Below are 18,987 nucleotides of genomic sequence, written 5' to 3'. Positions count from 1 at the left end.
ATAGAGCTAAAAGACTCGGTTTGAGATTCAATCTAATTGCTGGAATTTATAACTTGGAGCTGAGTAAAAAATGATTTATGAAAGAGGTCTAATATTACGGAAGAGTGAATGCAATCTAAGTGCCAAAATAATCTTAAGATGTTTAAAAAATCTTCACTTCATTCAGATTATTGATATAGATGTAATCGTTTTTATCTCTTTTTAGCCTAAAATTTTTATAATTTTCATACCTTATAAATATAAAAAATCAATTTGTATACATATTTTTACAATGTAAAAGAACAGATAAAGCTCTTTGATAACAGATATTAACATCCAGAATACTTTTAAGGTATCAAAAAATACTTAGAGAGTTTTGGTCGAATTTAGATCAGTATGCCACCCTAAAGAATCACTTTAACCATTTCAAATTCTTAAGGTTCTCCCGAAGTATGAATATGTATAAGCAGATATCCCTTTGTCTCCCTCTTCTTTTCTGTAGCCAGTTCAGCCTGGCCGACTGGATTGATGATTCTGTACAAGCTGCTGAAGCACACACCATCAAATTACGCCAACATATCCACCAGCACCCAGAACTGGGCAATATGGAATTTAAAACCTCGGAGCTGATCCAAAAAGAATTAAAATCCTACGGCATTGAAGTACGTAAAGGCTATGCCAAAACCGGTGTAATCGGCGTATTAAAAGGTGCAAAACCCGGCCCCGTGATGGCCTTACGCGCAGATATGGATGCCTTGCCAATTAAAGAAACTGCAACGGTGCCTTTCGCCAGCAAGCAAAAAGCCATTTATCAAGGTAAAGAATCTTATGTGATGCATGCCTGTGGACATGATGCACATACCGCCATGTTATTGGGTGCAGCCAAAGTGCTGGCCGCCAATAAAGATAAAATTGCGGGGACAGTGGTGTTTGTATTCCAGCCGGCCGAAGAAGGCGGTGCAGATATTGATAACTTCACTCATGGCGATCAGATTGGCTCACGTAAAATGATTGCCGACGGTGCATTAAAAAATCCAAAACCTGAAGTGATTTTCGGGATGCATGTCATGGCAGGCATGCCAAGTGGCAATATCTTCTACAAAGATGGTGCGATTTTGAATAGTGCCGATCATCTACGTATTCAGGTGAATGGCAGTCAGGTGCATGGCTCCATGCCTTGGGCAGGTAAAGACCCGATTTATGCCTCTGCCCAGATGGTCACCAATTTACAAAGCCTGATCAGCCGTAAAGCCGATTTGACTAAAGGAATGGGCGTGGTCAGTATTGGCAGCATTCAGGGCGGCACCACCGGCAACGTCATTCCAGATCAGGTCAATATGGTCGGGACTATTCGCTCCAATAGTGAAGATGTACGTCAGGGCATTTTAAAAGACTTGCCAAAAATGCTGGAACACAATGCCGCAGCCAATGACGTCAAGGTGAAAGTCGAAATTGCACCTTATGCACCAGTGACCACCAATGATAAAACCTTGACTGAATTGATGCGCCCAACCTTGGCGAGCGTGCATGGTGAAGATAAATTGCATGTTTTAGACAACAATGCCAGCGCCAGTGAAGATTTTGCTTATTATGGCCAGCTCATGCCATCGCTCTTCGTTTTTGTTGGTGTCACACCAGCAGATCAGGATCCGGCAAAAGCCGCACCGAATCACAACCCGAATTTCATTGTCGATGATGCGACCTTGAAAACCGGGGTCGAAAGCCATGTCCGTTTTATTCTGGACTATCCAAAAGTAGCTGAGCAGGTTCAGGCCAACTGGAAACAGAAAAATAAAGGCTAATCTTCTATTACTAAAATGCGCGACTTCATGGACTCGCGCATTTTAGTAACTGCTGCTGTTTCATAAATGAGCTGTTAAGCGCTCAGTACTTCTTCTTGGCGACTTCTCTCCAGATTTGACACCTTGTGCCATTGGTCTCAAAACTCACAATGCTAAACTTTGAACCGCTAAATTGCTTGACTTTTGGCAGGAATCCGGCAAATTCTAATCCCTCTCCTGCATCTAAAAACAAGCAAAAATTTCGAAAATCTGCATGGAACAAAACTATGGCGAATCACTTTGAATTCAATATCCGCGTTTATATTGAAGATACTGATGCGGGTGGCATTGTCTATCACGCCAATCATATTCGCTATATGGAACGTACCCGTACCGAATGGTTACGTGCCGCTGGAGTGAGCCATTACTGGCATCAGACAGACTACAATTTTGTGGTGCATAAAATTAATGTCAAATACATGCGTCCGATCCTGATGGATGATTTAATTACTGTTACGGCACGTGTCATTTCATGTAAAGCTTCATCATTTGTATTGCAACAAAATATTTATCGTGGTGAAATCATGCTTGCATCAGGTGAGGTTGAGTTGGCATGTATCAGTGCAGAGATGCGACCACGTCGACTCCCGGATGAAATCCGCGAACTAATTCAAAAAGAATTGGAACAAGACTAAAAAAATTTATTGGCACACGTAACAACTATGGCGACTCAGTTAGAATCATCTCTTCAAGTTTCAGATCTTATTTTACAAGCAAGCCCTGTCGTACAACTGGTGATGCTTTCTCTCCTGTTAGCCTCAATATATAGCTGGTATCTGATTGCCAGGCTCTATATGAATTATAAAAAAGCCCAGGCCGATGATGAACATTTCCAGAAAATCTTCTGGTCTGGTGCTGAACTGAATACCCTGTATAACAATGCGCAACTCAACTCCAAACGTACCGGCCTTGAAGATATTTTCTATCAGGGTCTGGGCGAGTTCCTGAAACTGAAAAAACGCCATGCGCCGACTGCCCAGTCGATTGAAGGAACTGAACGTATTCTACGTGTCGGTTTAAGCCGTGACCAAGGTCATCTGGAACAAGGTCTGGGTGCGTTGGCAAGTATTGGTTCGGTTGCACCTTATGTCGGTCTGTTCGGTACAGTCTGGGGCATCATGAACGCCTTTATTGGCCTGGCAGATGTTGATCAGGTGACACTGGCGACGGTCGCACCCGGTATTGCAGAAGCACTAATTGCAACGGCGATTGGTCTGTTCGCAGCCATTCCAGCGGTATTGGCCTTTAACCACTTCACGGCCAAAGGTGAAACGGTCTACTCTGACCGTGCGCTATTTGCCGAAGAAATGGTGGCGCTATTGCAACGTCAGTCTGTGGGCGTAACTCAGGACAAAGACTAATGGCGATTCAAGGTTCAGGACGCTTTCAGCGTATTAAAAAGCCACTGAAAAGTGACATGAATGTCGTACCATATATCGATGTCATGCTGGTACTTCTGGTGATCTTTATGGTCACCGCTCCGATGATTACCAGTGGCATCAAGGTTGACTTGCCTCAGGCCAACGGATTGCCGATCGAATCCAAGGATGCCCCGACCATCGTCACACTGAAAGAAGATGGTTCATATTATCTAGAATATAAAAATCAGGCGACTGGCCCAGTCACACTGGAAGAATTGACGCGTACTCTGGTTGATGCTCAAACCCAGGCGCAAAATGACAACAAGGTGCTCAATGTCGTGATCAATGGCCACAATACCCGTCCTTATGGCGATGTTATGGCCTTGATGTCCAGCCTGCAGGATGCTGGCCTTTCTCAAGTCGGTTTACTGACCAAGCCATTAGAATAAAGTATGAAAGACTATAAAAAGCCACCATTTCAGAAAAAAGCCATCGCACTTGGATTTACCTTAGGTATCCATGCAGTGGCTTTGGTGGGCTTACTTTATCTGGGCATGAGTAATCCCCCTGAACCGCCAAAACAGATTAAAACCGTTCTGATCAAGCCAGAAGACCTTAAACCTGTGACTCGCGAAGAAACTGAATTTGAGGAAACCGCACATAAAAATGTCGCAGAAGAAATTACCCAGACTGCTGAACCCAGTATAGAACCCGCTCCTGTCATTCCAACTGCAGCCCCTGCTGTACCTGTGACTCCACCTGCGCCAAAAGTCGATACACAAAAAGCGCAGCAGGAACTGAAAGCGGCAGAGGCAGCACAAGCCAAGGCTGCGCAGCAAGCAGCTGAAGCAGCGAAACGAGCCGAAGCCGCTGAACAGGCGAAACAGGCAGCAGCCAAAGCCAAAGCGGATGCAGCGCAAAAATCAAAGGCGGAAGCCGAAGCTGCACGTCAAGCTGAACTGAATGCACAACGCAAAGCCGATGCTGCTCAAAAAGCCAAACTGGAAGCACAGAAAAAAGCTGACCTAGCTGCCAAGCAAAAAGCGGATGCTGCAACAAAAGCCAAAGCAGAGGCTGATGCCAAACGTAAGGCTGAAGCTGCTGCTAAAGCAAAGGCAGATGCGGCAGCAAAAGCCAATAATGATGCAGCGGCGAAACGTAAAGCAGATGCTGATGCGAAAGCCAAAGCGGATGCAGCGGCTAAAGCCAAAGCGGATGCAGCGGCTAAAGCCAAAGCAGACGCGGCGGCTAAGGCTAAAAATGATGCAGCGGCGAAACGCAAAGCGGATGCTGATGCGAAAGCCAAAGCGGATGCGGCTGCTAAAGCCGACGCTGATGCCAAACGCAAGGCAGATGCCGATGCTAAGGCCAAAGCGGATGCAGACGCCAAGCGCAAAGCAGATGCCGAAGCAAAAGCCAGAGCTGATGCAGAGGCCAAAGCTTCAGCCGCTAAACAGGCTGCTGAAGAAGCTGCACAGAAAAAAGCGGAATCAAAACGGATTGCATCCACTGCGAAACGCGATTTTGAAAATAAAATCAAACGTGCATGGGATACACCAGTCGGATCATCAGGCCAGCGTGCCACTGCACGTGTAACCCTGAATGATAATGGCGGTGTGGTCTCGGTTATTGTGAATTCAAGTGATTCAGACATGAAAGCCAGTGTAGAAGCTGCAGTCCGTGCTGCCGCACCTTATCCAATGCCATCCGATCCAGATGCACGCAGAGAAGCACGAAGCTTTACTTCAACCTTTACTGCGCAATAAAAAACGGAGCCATCACATAAATAATGTTGTGATGGCTTTTATTTTTTAAGCTAAACTTCACTTTAAATTGATTAAATAATATTCACTTTTCACAGTGTCATAACAGTTTGGCCATAAATTCATGGTTTTATTCTATTAAATCCATGCGATGATGTAGCCCAAGCACCTATACAATAAATCCGTTGATTTGAGTAAATAACGAATGATGGAAAAGACTCGCAAACATCTACTCTGCCTCGCAATCATTAGCGCTTTAAGCCCTGTATTGGCAACCCAGTCCTATGCCCAATTGCATCTGGAAATTACCAAGGCACCTGAGGCAGCACCTAAAATTGCCGTTGTACCTTTCAGTCAGGATCAGAGCATTTATCCTATTGTGGAAAATGACCTGAATCGTTCTGGCCGCTTTACCAGTGCTTCAAAAAACCTGCCTGCAACAGCGACATTGAATAATCCGAATGCAGAAGCTTGGGCATCGGCTGGTGTTCCCTATGTGGTCACCGGTTCATCCAAGGCCACAGCCGATGGTTCTTTTGAAATCCAGTATCAGCTATATGATGTCGAAAAAAAACAATATCTATTAAATGAATTGCTGACTGTTCCAGCCTCACGCACCCGTCAGGCAGCGCATATGATCAGTGATGCCATCTATCAGGCATTGACCGGCATTCCAGGTGACTTTAGCGGACGTATTGCCTATGTGCTGCGTAATCCTGCTACGCCGGAACAGCGCTATACCTTGCAGATTGCCGATACCGATGGTGAACAGCCAAAGACCATTTTGACCTCACGTGATCCAATCCTTTCTCCAGCATGGACACCAGATGCCAAAAAAATCGCTTATGTGTCCTTTGAAACCAAACGCCCGGCGATTTATGTACAGGATCTGGCGACCGGACAACGTGAAAAACTGGCCAGCTTCCGCGGCTTGAATGGTGCGCCGAGCTTCTCTCCAGATGGCAAGAGCATGCTGTTTACTGCTTCTATGCACGGCAATCCGGAAATCTACCAGATGAATCTGGAAACGCGTCAGCTACAACGTATGACCAATGACAGTGCCATTGATACTGAAGCACGTTATTCACCAGATGGAAAATCTTTTATTTTCACTTCTGACCGTGGGGGTTCTCCACAAATTTACCGCCATGATCTTGAATCAAGTAGCAATAAACGCCTGACCTTCCGTGGTGCATTCAACGCACGCGGCACGCTGAGCACAGATGGTAAAAAACTTGCATTAGTTCATCGCCCAAGCGGCAGTAACTATCGAGTTGCGGTTCAGGACATGACCTCTGGTGTGAACAACATTTTGACACCAACAACGCTGGACGAATCGCCAAGCTTCTCGCCAAATGGCCAGATGGTGGTCTATGCCACCCGTGAAGGTGCACGCGGACTCTTGTCGATCATGTCGCTGGATGGCCGCTTCCGTATGAATTTGCCAAGTGAAACGGGCGAAGTCCGTGAACCGGCTTGGGCACCAAAATAAGATTTTTATATTGATAAACCCTTTACCCCATAATCAAACTTCATGGAGATGAAGATGAACAAAGTAAAATTATTTGCCTTGCCACTTTTAGCAGCAGCTGTTGTCATGACAGGTTGTGCGAGCCGTAAGCCTGCCGCTGAAGTTCAAACGGGCGGTTTAGATACGACCGGTACAACAACTGTGAATACTCAAGGTCTGAGTGAAGATGCAGCACTGAATGCACAAAACATGGCAGGCGCTTCTGCAAAAGGCGTTACTGCAGAAAATAAAGCATTCTTGGCAAAACGCGTGGTGCATTTTGACTATGACAGTACTGAACTCAGCAATGAAGATCTAAATACGTTGCAAGCCCATGCGCAGTTCCTGATGGCCAATGCCAATTCACGTGTAGCACTCACTGGCCATACCGATGAACGCGGTACCCGTGAATACAACATGGCACTTGGCGAGCGTCGTGCCAAAGCAGTAGAAAGCTTCCTGGTAACGACTGGTGTTAATCCTGGTCAATTGGAAGCAGTCAGCTATGGTAAGGAAATGCCAATCAATGCGGGCCATGATGAAAATGCATGGAAAGAAAACCGCCGTGTAGAAATTAATTATGAAGCGGTACCACCATTGTTGAAATAATTTTCATTCATGATGGTTTCATCAAATAAAAAGCACTCAATCATGAGTGCTTTTTATTGGCTTCAATTAAAGAATCAGTCTACTTTGGAAGCTGATCCTGTTCAGCCGGATGCATCGATTCGATCAGGTCATGTTTATTGAATTGTTTGTACTCTGGTTTTGCTTCATAATCCCGCCAGGCTTCTTTCATCTTGTCTTCAGAGATATCATCTAAAGTAATGCCTTCGCTTGGTGTTGGAGTCGCATCAAACTTCAATGTTGTCATATCTGTGCTCCTATTCTCAATTTTCCTTTGTCTTCAACATAGCACTTTCCGCAGGAGTTGCAAGGGCAAAATCGATACAAATAATCCAGTTTAATTTTTCTTTTAGTACGTTCTCATCTAAAATATAGCCGCATATCGTTTTGATCATTTTTTCCCGATTTAAGTTTTGGAGTTTCCCCTATGTCATACCGCACTTTATCCCAGTTTTTACAACAACAAAGCGGGAATCTCACAACTGAACTTGCACAAGTTATTGAAACGATTGCAAACACTTGCAAAGACATTGATCAATTACTGCAAAAAGGTGCTTTAGCGGGTGTATTGGGAAGTGCACAGCATGAAAACGTTCAAGGCGAAGAGCAAAAGAAGCTGGATGTCATTTCTAATGACTATTTGATTGATGCCTTGCAGCAACATCCAAATGTGGGTGGTTTGGCCTCAGAAGAACTGGATGAATTCACCCCTGCACAAGAAAATGGTCAATTTCTGGTATTGTTCGATCCATTAGACGGTTCAAGCAATATCGACATCAATATGTGTGTTGGTACCATTTTTTCGATTCTTCCTGCAAAAAATGCCGTGACTCAGGCAGAAGACTTTATGCAAGCCGGTGTTCATCAGGTAGCTGCAGGTTATGTGCTTTATGGTCCATCGACCATGTTGGCATTGACCGTCGGTGCAGGCGTAGTGTTCTTTACCTATGACCCTGAGACTCAAGAATTCCTACTGACTTCTGAAGCAATTCAGGTAGCTGCAGATACTAAAGAATATGCGATCAATGCGTCGAATCAACGTCATTGGGAAGCACCAGTCCAGCGTTATATCGATGAATTGTTAGCAGGCAAAACCGGTCCTCGTGAAAAAGACTTCAATATGCGTTGGGTTGCCTGTATGGTGGGCGACATTCACCGTATTCTTTGCCGTAGCGGTATCTTCATGTATCCATACGACCTTAAAGATCCGGCTAAAGCAGGCCGTCTACGTTTAATGTACGAAGCCAACCCAATGAGCATGCTCATGGAACAGGCTGGCGGTGCATCGACTACAGGTCGTGTGCGTATTCTTGAGATCGAACCGACAGATCTACATCAACGTGTGCCAGTGATCATTGGTTCTAAAAACGAAGTTGATCTTGTGACCAGCTACCACAACTAATTTTTATAGCGGCAGTCGATATTGAATCGGCTGCCGTGGATTATATCTCCCATGCCAACTTTTTTTCTTGATTCAAAAGACAATCCAAAGATTAAACACTTACGTGGTTTAATCGAACAAAATACCTATCGTAAAAAACAAGGTCAAACGGTTTTAGAAGGCACACATCTGTCTCTCGCCTGGCTACATGAAAACCGTAAAATTGATTCGATTTTCACCACTGAACATGCACTTTCACATCCTGATTTCGAGAAAATTCTCGCAAAATACACAGGTATGGTCTTTGTTCTAAGCGAATCTTTATACAAAGATTTAAGCACCCTAGGAACATCTTTAGCCTGTTTAGCTGTAGTGACTCTACCGACAGCAAATTATGCATTGGATTTTAAAGCAGATACTTTGATTCTGGAAAATGTACAGGATCCGGGTAATGTAGGCACCCTGCTTCGCTCTGCTGCTGCTGCCGGTATTGAACAGATTGTATGTACCAAAGGTTCTGCATCGCTCTGGTCTCCACGCGTATTACGTGCCGGTATGGGTGCACATTTCACATTACAAACCTTTGAAAATATTGAGCTTGAACAGATTCTTGAGCAATTTCAAATCCCTGTCTATGTAACCAGCTCACACCGTGCTGAAAGCCTGTATTCAAAAGACTTACGTAAACCTTGCGTGTGGATTCTGGGTAATGAAGGCCAAGGCGTGTCTAATTATGCGATGCAACATGCTGAAGCCGTGAGCATTCCGCAACCCGGTGGTCAGGAATCACTGAATGTCGCCATTGCGGGTTCGATCTGTTTCTTTGAAATGGTACGTCAACGTATCTAATTAAGGATTTAGGTTACAGTGTTTTAATACGACCCTGCCAGTGTATAAAATAGATTAAACTACAAAAATAATAAACTTAATTGTCAACCAAACCAGGATTCCCAACGTTATATGATTATGAACTTGGGAATAATGGTGGGTGTCCAATGACAGGATTTTCCATCTCTATGGATTTAGCACCAAAACAGTTGCAAACACACGATGTAAGTATTCTGAAGAGTACGGCTGAAGCACGTCTGAAGAATTTTATGCAGGATGTGACTGGGCGTGCCTTGGTGATGATGGAAAGTGCAACTCAAGGTCATCATGGTATTGCTATGGATCTGGTTCAGGAATCCTTCATTTCCTTACACAAATCCTATGCAGAAAAAAGTACTGAAGAATGGTATCCCCTGTTTTATACCATTCTCAACAACAAGTTACAGGACTGGCGTCGTAAAGAGTCACGGCGTGGTCAAATGTTTTCATTTTTCAAGAAAGTCAGTCTCGATGACGACGAAATTGAATTTGATGATGTCGTCGATGAATCAACACCAACGCCGCTGGACTTTCTCGATCAGGCAGTTACTGCTGAAGAAATCCAGGAAGCGATTGCAAAATTGCCTGTGCGTCAGCAGCAGGCATTTATGCTCAGAGCCTGGGAAGGATTTGATACGCATACCACCGCACAAATTATGAACTGCACAGAAGGCAGTGTAAAAACCCATTATCACCGTGCTATCCAAGGCTTACGTGCCTCTTTAGCACATTTAAATCCATATCTGGGAGGGTCATCCGAATGAATCAAGATGATTTCTTAAAACAAGTAACTTCCAAACTTGATGGACTGGCACAACAACATAAAGACAAACCTGTTGTCATGCACCATGTTCTTGAAGAAATTCAGGATTCAAAACACTCACGCTTTGCATTTCTAAAAATGTCAGGTTTTGCTTTGGCAGCTGCGATTGCAGGCGTTGTGGTATTACCGAATCTTTCGGACCATAACGAACCGCAAACTCAAATGGTGTCAGTCCCAAAACTGTCTCCGCAAATGCTTGAAGATTTAGAAATGTTAATGGTTTTAGGTGAGGACAAAGTTCCACATGGCAGCTAAAAAATTGGTGATTGCTTTTTGTGCATTCAGTTTTCTGCAAACCAGCTTTGCAGGATTTGAACGTTTTTGGCTATTTTCCAAAGATGCGAATACCCAAGTAACTGATACTTGGGATAGTCTTTCTGATTCTGAACAATTGGCACTGATTAAACGTTACCAATCTCTAAAAGAAATCCCCGAACAACAACGTGTTAGCTTACAGCAGCGTATGGACTGGTTTACTCAACTCCCTAATGCGGAAAAACAAAGAATGCGTGAGACTTGGCAAATGATGAGCAGTCAGGAACGCAAAGAACTGGGCGCACGTATGCAAAAAGCGTCTCCTGAGCAACGCCTTGCCATTCGCGAAGAATACATTCTCAAATATCAGCAAGTGACTCAGCAGCCTAACTCGCATTAAAAACTTAATATAAAAAAGCCTCCATATGGAGGCTTTTTTGATGTTTCAATCATATTTTATTTTCTTAAGCGGCGATAACCTACTAGTCCTAATAATCCCAGTAGCCCCCACATTCCAATTGCCCCACCACCACTTGAGGACGTATTCGTATTTTTAACTGTATTACGTAACAAGATTATCGCTTTTTCTGACATTTTTTCATCAGCATCGAAAATCGCATAATCCATGCTGTAATTTGCCTGGCTTAAATTATTTTTTACACTAAATGTCAGCTGTCCACCATAACAGGTCTGATTTTGATAGGTATCAGGACATGCTCCTTGTCGCTCTGCCTTCAGTGAAACTCCCGCAGGCAGCTTAACAATATGAATCGGGATCTCTTTTCCATCTTTATCTTGATAAAAAGCCGACTTTCCTGATGGTAGAGGCCCATCCCCATCATCACTATCATTTTCAAGCGGATTTACCGTCACTGTAAGATTATTCTCTGGACTAAGCCGATATTCATCATCTTTTGCAATCGGTGCAATGTTGTTAAAAGCTGCTCTTAAGAGGCCAGCACTGCTGGCACCTGTAGCCCGGTCTTTAAGGGTATAACTACAGAACTCCATATCAACCGAACTGGTCTGCTTACCATCAGTGCGATACATCATGATCCGGTTTAAATCAGGTTTCCACTCACATTTAAGATTTGGATCATTTGGATTTCCTTCCACAGTGGTCGAATTGCCTGTACCAACTAACTTACCAACACCTAAAGTTTTTACACTGACCTCATAATTTTGTGAATTTAAGGCTTTAATTTGAATCTTATCATTGGTTAGAGTTTCTTGAGGCATAGCCAAGATAAAAGGATTAATATAGATTGCACGATATTTCTGATATTGCTTGGTATATTTAAGCAAATCCTGATAACTTTTCAATTCTTCCTTTAAACCAGGAAGCTCATTTTCTGGAGTATTTTTATCAGCAATGATTTCTTCGAGATCATCTATATTCTCCTGATAAAAGTCATTGAGTTCTACCAAACTCTTATTTTGCAAGTCCGTAATATCGGCTGCAGTCAAACGTCGGATTTCAACTGAGCCGATCTCGCAAGTATTTTTTGCACTTGGATCAAATGTTAATGTGGATCCAATCACACGATCAATACCACGCTGGTCTTGTTCAATACAGCCACTCACTCCGATATCTACCAAATCCGTTGCGGTCTGATTATCACGCGGGTAATACAGCCCTAAATAGCGATTATCAATAGCAGGCTCAATATAATTTGTTAATAAACTGCTGATTATATTGTTAGAGACATCAAGATTATTTGAAGTAGTATCTTCGTCTAATTCTGGCAATACGCAACGTGATGACCCAGTCGTTTGAATTGCATTTCGAATTGTAGAAAATTCAACACGTTGTGCCTTGGTCGGATTTCCCTGATTTAAGGCATATTCACAAGACAGGCCTTGGTTAAAGGCTAAAATATTGAAATTAAAATACCTAAAACCGGTATTGTCATAAAATAAAGTAGATTGGGCTGTATTTTCAACAATAGTATTACTTAATGCAGTTAAACTGGAGAATTTACTGAGCGGACGATTAACTTCATTCGTCATACGCACAATATGTCCTGTGGTACTTGCAGTATTCTTCGCAATAGTAGAGTTAACAATTTCTACTGTGGCATAGCCACAAAAATCAATAATACTGTTAGTAGTGTCTGAACCGTTTTTAACAATACTACTGGAATTAATTTTCACATTGGTTTGAGTTGTCCCTAAATTTCCCTGACAGTCCATTGCCAAAACACTACCATATGAACTCGCCTGATTTTTTTGAATCAAAGAATCCTGAATGACAATATTCCTTTCCGTATTCATTGCTACACTATAAATCGCCCCACCTTCTGCAGCAGCTCGGGAATTTACTATTTCACTGGTATTAATACTTAAAGGCCCGGCTACATAAAAAGTACCGCCATTCCCTTTATCCAAGGTATTTATTGCTGCATAACCATCCTTTAAGATCAGATGATGAATTTCCAGACTGGATTGACTGGCCATGCTATTAAATAATCTGGTTTTCCCCTGACCCGAAATAGTACTTTTTAAAGCCTCCCGGGTTGGATATAACAGCGTAATCGGACTACGACTAGCATAGTTAAGCGGAGTTTTCCCATAAATTTTGAGCGCTGACTCTACGATCAGCTCTTTATCTAATTTGTACTCGCCTGCTTCAAGCTGAATCACATCTGCAGCTGAACCATCCAATCGAAGCGTACGTCCTACATTACATCCGCCATAAGATTTATCCAGTTTTGCAGTTTTAATGGCTTCTCGCAAAGAACAGGCATTATTATTCTCGCCATCTTCATCAGCAAAAGTAGTTACATATATCGTTTTATCTTCGGCTGCCATCAAACTCATGGCAGATAAAATCATGGCCGCAAGCAGTCCTTTTTTATAATTTTTCATGATTTTTCCTTAATCTTTTAATCCACGGCGTAAACCTATTAATCCGAGTAAAATCAGTAGCCCACCACCACCCCATGAGCCGCCTGAAGTTTTGACTGCTTTGTCTTCCATTTCATTTTTTGGCTCCTGAACAATTTGAGTAGTAATAGTCAAATAAGGTTTACTTTTATTAAACCGTGTCGATGAGGTCACCACTTGTAGTTCGAAAATATCTGCTCCATGCCAGGTAGAATCCGGGGTATAAACGACATTGCCATGAATATCGATGATTGTTTTACCCTTGGAAGCTGTTTTGGTTTGTACCACTTTCAAACAGCCATCTTGCCAAGGCTCCCCCGTCGGATTCTGACCAACAATGGCATTACACTGTTCTTTTGGAATTAAATCACTATCTCCCAGATAAGATTCAATTGAAAACTTGGCAATTTCACCCTTTAACAGATCTTGTCCCACCAGACTGCCTGAGATTGGTATCGTGATTTCAACAGCACCACGATCACAAAACAGATTATCCATCAAACGGTTGATCCCGCGCTGATCTGCCGCTTCACATGCTACCGTTGGATTTGCTAAACTCAATCCTGTGCCTCTATTCACAATCGGTGATTCACTCACAAGGATATAGTTCAACAAAATTCGTGGGCGCATATAACCGAGAAATTGTCCTTTAGGAACGCTATATGGACAAAGTATGGCATTATTATTTTCTTGTAGGGTCTGACAAATACCTTCACTTTTATCTGAGGATTCAGCAAAAAGTCGTGTACCATTCCAGAACTGGTTCGGCGCGACGGCATCCCCTACACCACACGAGGCTGTCAGCAGATTATTTTGCGACACAGACTTGTCACCAGTGATAATTTGGCAATCCTGTGTACCATTTCTTAAAATAATACTATTCGCTACATAAGCTCTTCCATACGGTGCATGAATATTTAAAGCAGTATTTTCATTGTCAACTATGGTGAGATTATTCAATCCCATCCCGTCCAGGACATTAATAAATACACCCTTATTTTTTAGTATCGTACTACTTAATACCTCCCCACTAATACCTTGATCTTTACTGGAGTCAGCAAACTGTCCCGCGCTATAAATATTGGTCGCGGAATTATCCAGTGTCTGATTATTTTTAAGTACACTTTGATAAATGAGGAAAGCAGGTAGCTCGCTATACAGGATCCCGCCTCGTTGGGCTTTATTATTTTCGATCAGACTATTTTTAATTTGTGCACGGCTTGTTAAGTTCTGACCAAACTTGCCAGCATTATAAATTGCCCCACCCAAGTTGGCAGCAGCATTAAATAGACGGTTATATTCTAGAATTAGCTGACCTTTATTATAAATTAGGCCACCTTGTTCAGCACAACTGGTTTTACCACAGCCTTCAAGATCCAGTTCTTTCAAATTTAACTGAACCAATGTATCTGTACTGTTAATCCGGAAAAGGTTATCAGTACCTTTCATTTGAATATGAGCATTATGCAAGCCTAATGCTTTTTCATCCGTACTGAATTCGCCATCACTTTCTGCGACCGCACGGATGGTAAGAGATTTTTTAATCGCGATATGCTGGTTCAACACATAGGTATTTTTTTCTTTTAAAATAATGGTACTGGATGAGTTCTCCCCACCACACCCCATAAAACCTGATTTAGCTAAGCCACGGTTAACATACTCAACAGCTTCTCGAAGTGAACATTCCTTGTCATCTTTTTCAATATCTTCTGTAGTGGTTACAATAATATCTGCACTATACGACTGCCCCGCTATACATAGCAAAGCTATGCCTATGCTCTTCTTGAGCATAACCTTCTCCTTAATTTTTATTTCTTTCTTTTTCTTCTAAAGTTGCAGAATCCTTGCAACAGCGAATTATTTTGCCTTACTGTGTCATAGACTGAGTAATTACTCAAGAATTTTTATATTTTACCGATATTCGTCAATCAAGGCATATATCTGCCGCAGATTAGCATTGCTGACTTTCAATTTTTCCCCTTTAAGCAATTGAATAATCTGCTCTAATCTTTGAAGCAGCACTGAAGTTTGATGTGGCCCATGGCTTAGTAAATAGTCAAAGATTTGAGGGTCTAAATGGATCCCACGACGATCGAGTACCGAGGAAACCAGCGCATAGCGATCAGCATACAAACTGCCACTCGGAACACGGGTACTGACCGCCTGCGTGAGACGGGATTGTAAATCTGGCAATTCGAGTTTGAGTTCGATAGGTGCAAAACGTGACGAAAACACCAACTGCCCACCACCTTCATTATTATAATTAATCAAGTGAAATACTGCGCGTTGCCAATGGGGTACGCCACTAATCGCTTCGATATCATCAAGTGCTACCAGATCAAAACGATCTAGAGAAGTAATCGCCTCAGTCGGTGCATCTAAAAGCTCAAGCAAAGATACCTGAATTGCAGATTTACCTACTTCCAGATAAGAGTCACAGATGGCAGACAACAAATGACTTTTACCTGTACCGGCTCCCCCATAGACATAAAATTGGTTGATCAGGCCTGCATGTAATTGACGGACAGCATCAATGACATGCCCCCAACCCGGCCCTGAAAAATCACTGATTCGGGCATCGAGCTGAGGTTCTATATCTAACTGCAATTGACGCATACGATTTTTTGGCCTTATGAGTCTTTACGATGTGGATCGTGAATTTTACTTGAGTTCTCCTCTGCTTGCAGCGGTTTTTTCTGTGGCTTTTTCATTTCAATATCAACATCTAAGTCTGCTGTTTCAATATTGATTGAACCGGTAGATGCATCTTGTATGATAACAGCCCGATCACCATAAAATGGCGTATGTTCATAATACTCACGGATATGCCGCAGCAGTACCACAATCACGGCTGCCACCGGTAAGGCAATCAGCATGCCCAAGAAACCGGCCAGTTGTGCACCTGCCAGAACTGCAAACACTACAGCTACAGGAGAAAGACCGATTTTATCACCTAGCAAGAACGGTTGCAGAATATAGCCTTCGACGGCCTGCCCGACCATAAAGACAATCCCGACCAATACCAGTTGCCACCAGTCGATTCCAAATTGGAAAAAGGTTGCAATGACTGCGGCAATAATTCCAACCGCAAAACCAAGATACGGAATGATACTGCACAATCCGGCAATCATCCCAATGATCAAGCCAATCTCTAGGCCAATCAGTTGCAGTCCCACTGCATAGACTACGCCCAGCAGAACCATGACTAGGAACTGACCTTTGACAAAGGCACCTAACACACTATGACATTCACTCACAATAGTTAAGGTTGTTTTTTCATAAGGACGGGGAATTAGACGGCGTAAGCTGTCTAACATACGATCCCAATCCAGCAAGAAATAAAAGGCAATAATCGGAATCAGGACAATCGTGCCACCAATCTGGATAAAGTTCAGACCAGATTGTGCCAGTTTCAGCAGCATTGCCTGAATACTGTCAGTACTATAATTGGTCTGGACATAGTCCATTACTACTGAGGAAATCTGGTCAGTATCGATCTCCATCGGAACCAGATTAAAGCTATCGGAAAGCCAAGGTAGGAACGTGTAATTGATCCAGTGAATCCCGGCCGGAATGCTATCACGCGCATACATCAGCTGCTGCCAGACTAGTGGCACCAGATACCACATCACCAATGTAACCACGATCCCAATCCCGATAAATACGATACTGATCGAGAGCCATCGAGCCAGCCCAATGCGGTGCAAAACATTAACCAAGGGGCTAAATAAATAAGCAATTAGAAAAGCTGCAACAAAAGGAACTACAACTGGTTTAAGCAGATATAAAACCCAAAGTATCAATGCTATACCAGCAAGTATAAGAATGCGCCGTAAAGTACGATCGACCATAGAATCTTGCCTTTTCTCTATTAATCATTCTAAAAATTAAAATATTTTAATAAAGATAGCATTTTAGGCCACAAATACCATAAGAGTTTTACATATTCAGGTTATAATCGCACCCGCGAATGCGGAGACTTCATTATGAGCAACTCAACTTCTACCCCAAACACTGGTTTAAGCTACAAAGATGCAGGTGTCGACATTGAGGCGGGCGACGCGTTAGTCGATCGTATCAAATCTGTCGCTAAGCGTACCTCACGTCCCGAAGTTATGGGCGGTCTAGGTGGCTTTGGTGCACTTTGTAAAATTCCTAAAGGTTATGAAGAACCTGTTCTCGTATCTGGCACAGATGGTGTTGGTACAAAATTACGTCTGGCACTGAATTTGAACCGTCATGACACAATTGGTCAAGACCTGGTTGCAATGTGCGTGAATGACCTTCTTGTCTGTGGTGCTGAACCACTGTTCTTCCTTGATTATTATGCAACTGGTCACTTAAATGTTGATGTTGCTGCAAATGTAGTCACTGGTATTGGCGCTGGTTGTGAACTTGCTGGCTGTGCATTAGTTGGCGGTGAAACTGCTGAAATGCCAGGCATGTATGAAGGCGAAGATTACGATCTTGCAGGTTTCTGTGTCGGTGTTGTTGAGCAAAGTAAAATTATTGATGGCTCTAAAGTCAAAGCGGGTGACGTTTTAATTGGTGTAGCTTCTTCAGGTGCGCACTCAAACGGCTACTCACTGCTTCGTAAAATCCTGGACGTGAAAAACGTTGACCTGAATCAAATCGTCGATGGCCGCCCACTTGCAGATGTTGCAATGGAACCAACACGCATTTATGTAAAACCAATTCTTGAACTGTTAAAACACGTTGATGTCCATGCGATGGCACACATCACCGGTGGTGGTTTACCAGGTAACTTGCCTCGCGTACTTCCAAACGGTGCTCAAGCGCTGGTAAATGAATCTTCTTGGGAATGGCCTGAGCTATTCAAGCTTCTACAACGTGAAGGCGGCGTAGACCAGTTTGAAATGTACCGTACTTTCAACTGTGGCGTCGGCATGGTGCTGGTTGTTGATGCTGCGGATGCAGACAAAACTGTTGAATTACTCAACCAGCTTGGTGAAAAAGCATGGGCGATGGGTCAGATTCAAGACCATGCTGAATCGGTTGCAGGTGCAGACGAAAAAATTCGTGTGATCTTCGCGTAATTTCGCATGATTAAAATTGCTGTACTTGTTTCAGGTAGCGGATCAAATCTGCAAGCCTTGATTGATGCCAATCTTTCAGGGCAAATTGTGGGCGTGATTTCCAACAAACCTGAAGCCTTTGCTTTAACGCGTGCACAACACGCAGGCATTCAGACTGCAGTTATTGAACACAAGCAATATCCAAGTCGTGAAGCTTTTGATGATGTGATGCATCAACAGCTTTTGGACTGGGATGTAGATCTAGTGGTACTTGCCGGCTTTATGCGAATTTTAAGTGAAAAATTTGTGAAAGCCTGGGAAGGGAAAATGTTGAATATTCATCCGTCCCTATTGCCTTATTATAAAGGCATGCATACGCATCAGCGCGTACTCAATACCGGTGATGTTCTGCACGGTTGTACGGTGCATTATGTCACGGCTGAGCTGGATGCAGGCCAAGCACTTGCGCAAGGTGTTCTCAAGGTTTCTCACCACGATACGGTAGAAAATTTGGCAACACGTGTGCATAGCCTCGAGCATGTGATCTATCCACAAGTCGTAGAATGGATTTGTAGCGGTACGATTCAACATACTGAAGATGGTGTGCTGTATCGAAATGAGAAAATGCAAGCGCCTGTTCAATTCTGCAAGTTCTAAA

Annotated in this window: 19 protein-coding genes; 14 read left to right on the top strand and 5 right to left on the bottom strand. The window is 43.1% G+C overall.

What is annotated here, in order from left to right; translation table 11 throughout:
• Positions 1-437: 437 nt before the first annotated feature.
• The 7 genes from NI464_RS04170 to pal all read left to right on the top strand — a co-directional run bounded on the left by NI464_RS04170 (position 438) and on the right by pal (position 7,063).
• Positions 438-1,781, top strand: a complete 1,344-nt coding sequence (locus NI464_RS04170; protein WP_253137821.1) for an amidohydrolase — start codon at positions 438-440, stop codon at positions 1,779-1,781.
• Positions 1,782-2,047: 266 nt separating this feature from the next.
• A complete protein-coding gene (gene ybgC / locus NI464_RS04165) occupies positions 2,048-2,455 on the top strand; it encodes a tol-pal system-associated acyl-CoA thioesterase (RefSeq protein ID WP_004645668.1) in 408 nt (135 codons plus the stop codon).
• A gap of 27 nt (positions 2,456-2,482) precedes the next feature.
• A complete protein-coding gene (gene tolQ / locus NI464_RS04160; RefSeq protein ID WP_253137816.1) occupies positions 2,483-3,181 on the top strand; it encodes a protein TolQ in 699 nt (232 codons plus the stop codon).
• Positions 3,181-3,630, top strand: a complete 450-nt coding sequence (gene tolR / locus NI464_RS04155) for a protein TolR (RefSeq protein WP_005103851.1) — start codon at positions 3,181-3,183, stop codon at positions 3,628-3,630. Before tolQ ends, tolR begins: the two co-directional genes overlap by 1 nt.
• A gap of 3 nt (positions 3,631-3,633) precedes the next feature.
• Positions 3,634-4,947: a cell envelope integrity protein TolA gene (gene tolA, locus NI464_RS04150; RefSeq protein ID WP_253137815.1), complete on the top strand. Its 1,314-nt coding sequence runs from the start codon at positions 3,634-3,636 to the stop codon at positions 4,945-4,947.
• A 205-nt stretch (positions 4,948-5,152) separates the two neighbouring features.
• Positions 5,153-6,436, top strand: a complete 1,284-nt coding sequence (gene tolB, locus NI464_RS04145) for a Tol-Pal system beta propeller repeat protein TolB (protein WP_253137820.1) — start codon at positions 5,153-5,155, stop codon at positions 6,434-6,436.
• 54 nt (positions 6,437-6,490) lie between these two features.
• Positions 6,491-7,063, top strand: coding sequence for a peptidoglycan-associated lipoprotein Pal (pal, locus tag NI464_RS04140; RefSeq protein ID WP_004279115.1), 573 nt, complete (start codon positions 6,491-6,493; stop codon positions 7,061-7,063).
• A gap of 79 nt (positions 7,064-7,142) precedes the next feature.
• Here pal and NI464_RS04135 read toward each other — a convergent pair whose 3' ends face one another.
• Positions 7,143-7,328, bottom strand: coding sequence for an NF038105 family protein (locus NI464_RS04135; protein ID WP_004645674.1), 186 nt, complete (start codon positions 7,326-7,328; stop codon positions 7,143-7,145).
• 180 nt (positions 7,329-7,508) lie between these two features.
• Between NI464_RS04135 and NI464_RS04130 the strand changes: the two genes are divergently transcribed.
• The 5 genes from NI464_RS04130 (at position 7,509) to NI464_RS04110 (ending at position 10,807) form a co-directional block, all read left to right on the top strand.
• Positions 7,509-8,483, top strand: coding sequence for a class 1 fructose-bisphosphatase (locus tag NI464_RS04130; protein ID WP_253137814.1), 975 nt, complete (start codon positions 7,509-7,511; stop codon positions 8,481-8,483).
• A gap of 51 nt (positions 8,484-8,534) precedes the next feature.
• Positions 8,535-9,311 carry a TrmH family RNA methyltransferase gene (locus tag NI464_RS04125; protein WP_253137813.1) on the top strand — a complete coding sequence of 259 codons (777 nt, stop codon included), beginning with the start codon at positions 8,535-8,537 and terminating at the stop codon, positions 9,309-9,311.
• 167 nt (positions 9,312-9,478) lie between these two features.
• Positions 9,479-10,093, top strand: a complete 615-nt coding sequence (locus NI464_RS04120) for an RNA polymerase sigma factor (RefSeq protein WP_253137812.1) — start codon at positions 9,479-9,481, stop codon at positions 10,091-10,093.
• Positions 10,090-10,407 carry a hypothetical protein gene (locus NI464_RS04115; protein WP_004645680.1) on the top strand — a complete coding sequence of 106 codons (318 nt, stop codon included), beginning with the start codon at positions 10,090-10,092 and terminating at the stop codon, positions 10,405-10,407. The genes NI464_RS04120 and NI464_RS04115 overlap by 4 nt, the downstream gene beginning before the upstream one ends.
• Positions 10,397-10,807, top strand: coding sequence for a DUF3106 domain-containing protein (locus NI464_RS04110; protein ID WP_004645681.1), 411 nt, complete (start codon positions 10,397-10,399; stop codon positions 10,805-10,807). Before NI464_RS04115 ends, NI464_RS04110 begins: the two co-directional genes overlap by 11 nt.
• 56 nt (positions 10,808-10,863) lie before the next feature.
• Here NI464_RS04110 and NI464_RS04105 read toward each other — a convergent pair whose 3' ends face one another.
• From NI464_RS04105 to cxpE, 4 genes are all read right to left on the bottom strand, one after another.
• The gene (locus tag NI464_RS04105) at positions 10,864-13,275 is read right to left on the bottom strand and encodes a CSLREA domain-containing protein (protein ID WP_253137811.1); all 2,412 of its coding nucleotides are present in this window, start codon (positions 13,273-13,275) and stop codon (positions 10,864-10,866) included.
• A 9-nt stretch (positions 13,276-13,284) separates the two neighbouring features.
• Entirely contained in the window at positions 13,285-15,084 is a 1,800-nt protein-coding gene (gene rbtA / locus NI464_RS04100; RefSeq protein WP_005247619.1) for a rhombotarget A, read from the bottom strand.
• Between the two features lie 120 nt (positions 15,085-15,204).
• Entirely contained in the window at positions 15,205-15,909 is a 705-nt protein-coding gene (gene hda, locus NI464_RS04095; protein ID WP_004645685.1) for a DnaA regulatory inactivator Hda, read from the bottom strand.
• A gap of 14 nt (positions 15,910-15,923) precedes the next feature.
• The gene (gene cxpE, locus NI464_RS04090) at positions 15,924-17,144 is read right to left on the bottom strand and encodes a chloramphenicol efflux transporter CxpE (RefSeq protein ID WP_253137810.1); all 1,221 of its coding nucleotides are present in this window, start codon (positions 17,142-17,144) and stop codon (positions 15,924-15,926) included.
• 135 nt (positions 17,145-17,279) lie between these two features.
• On the opposite strand from cxpE, the gene purM reads away from it, so the two are divergent.
• Entirely contained in the window at positions 17,280-18,350 is a 1,071-nt protein-coding gene (purM, locus tag NI464_RS04085) for a phosphoribosylformylglycinamidine cyclo-ligase (RefSeq protein WP_219308820.1), read from the top strand.
• Between the two features lie 6 nt (positions 18,351-18,356).
• The gene (gene purN, locus NI464_RS04080; protein ID WP_219308818.1) at positions 18,357-18,986 is read left to right on the top strand and encodes a phosphoribosylglycinamide formyltransferase; all 630 of its coding nucleotides are present in this window, start codon (positions 18,357-18,359) and stop codon (positions 18,984-18,986) included.
• Position 18,987 lies beyond the last annotated feature (1 nt).

This window comes from Acinetobacter lwoffii, assembly GCF_024129685.1.
In the GTDB taxonomy this organism is placed as follows: Bacteria; Pseudomonadota; Gammaproteobacteria; order Pseudomonadales; family Moraxellaceae; genus Acinetobacter; species Acinetobacter lwoffii_X.
This window is presented reverse-complemented; position numbering and strand designations above follow the sequence as displayed.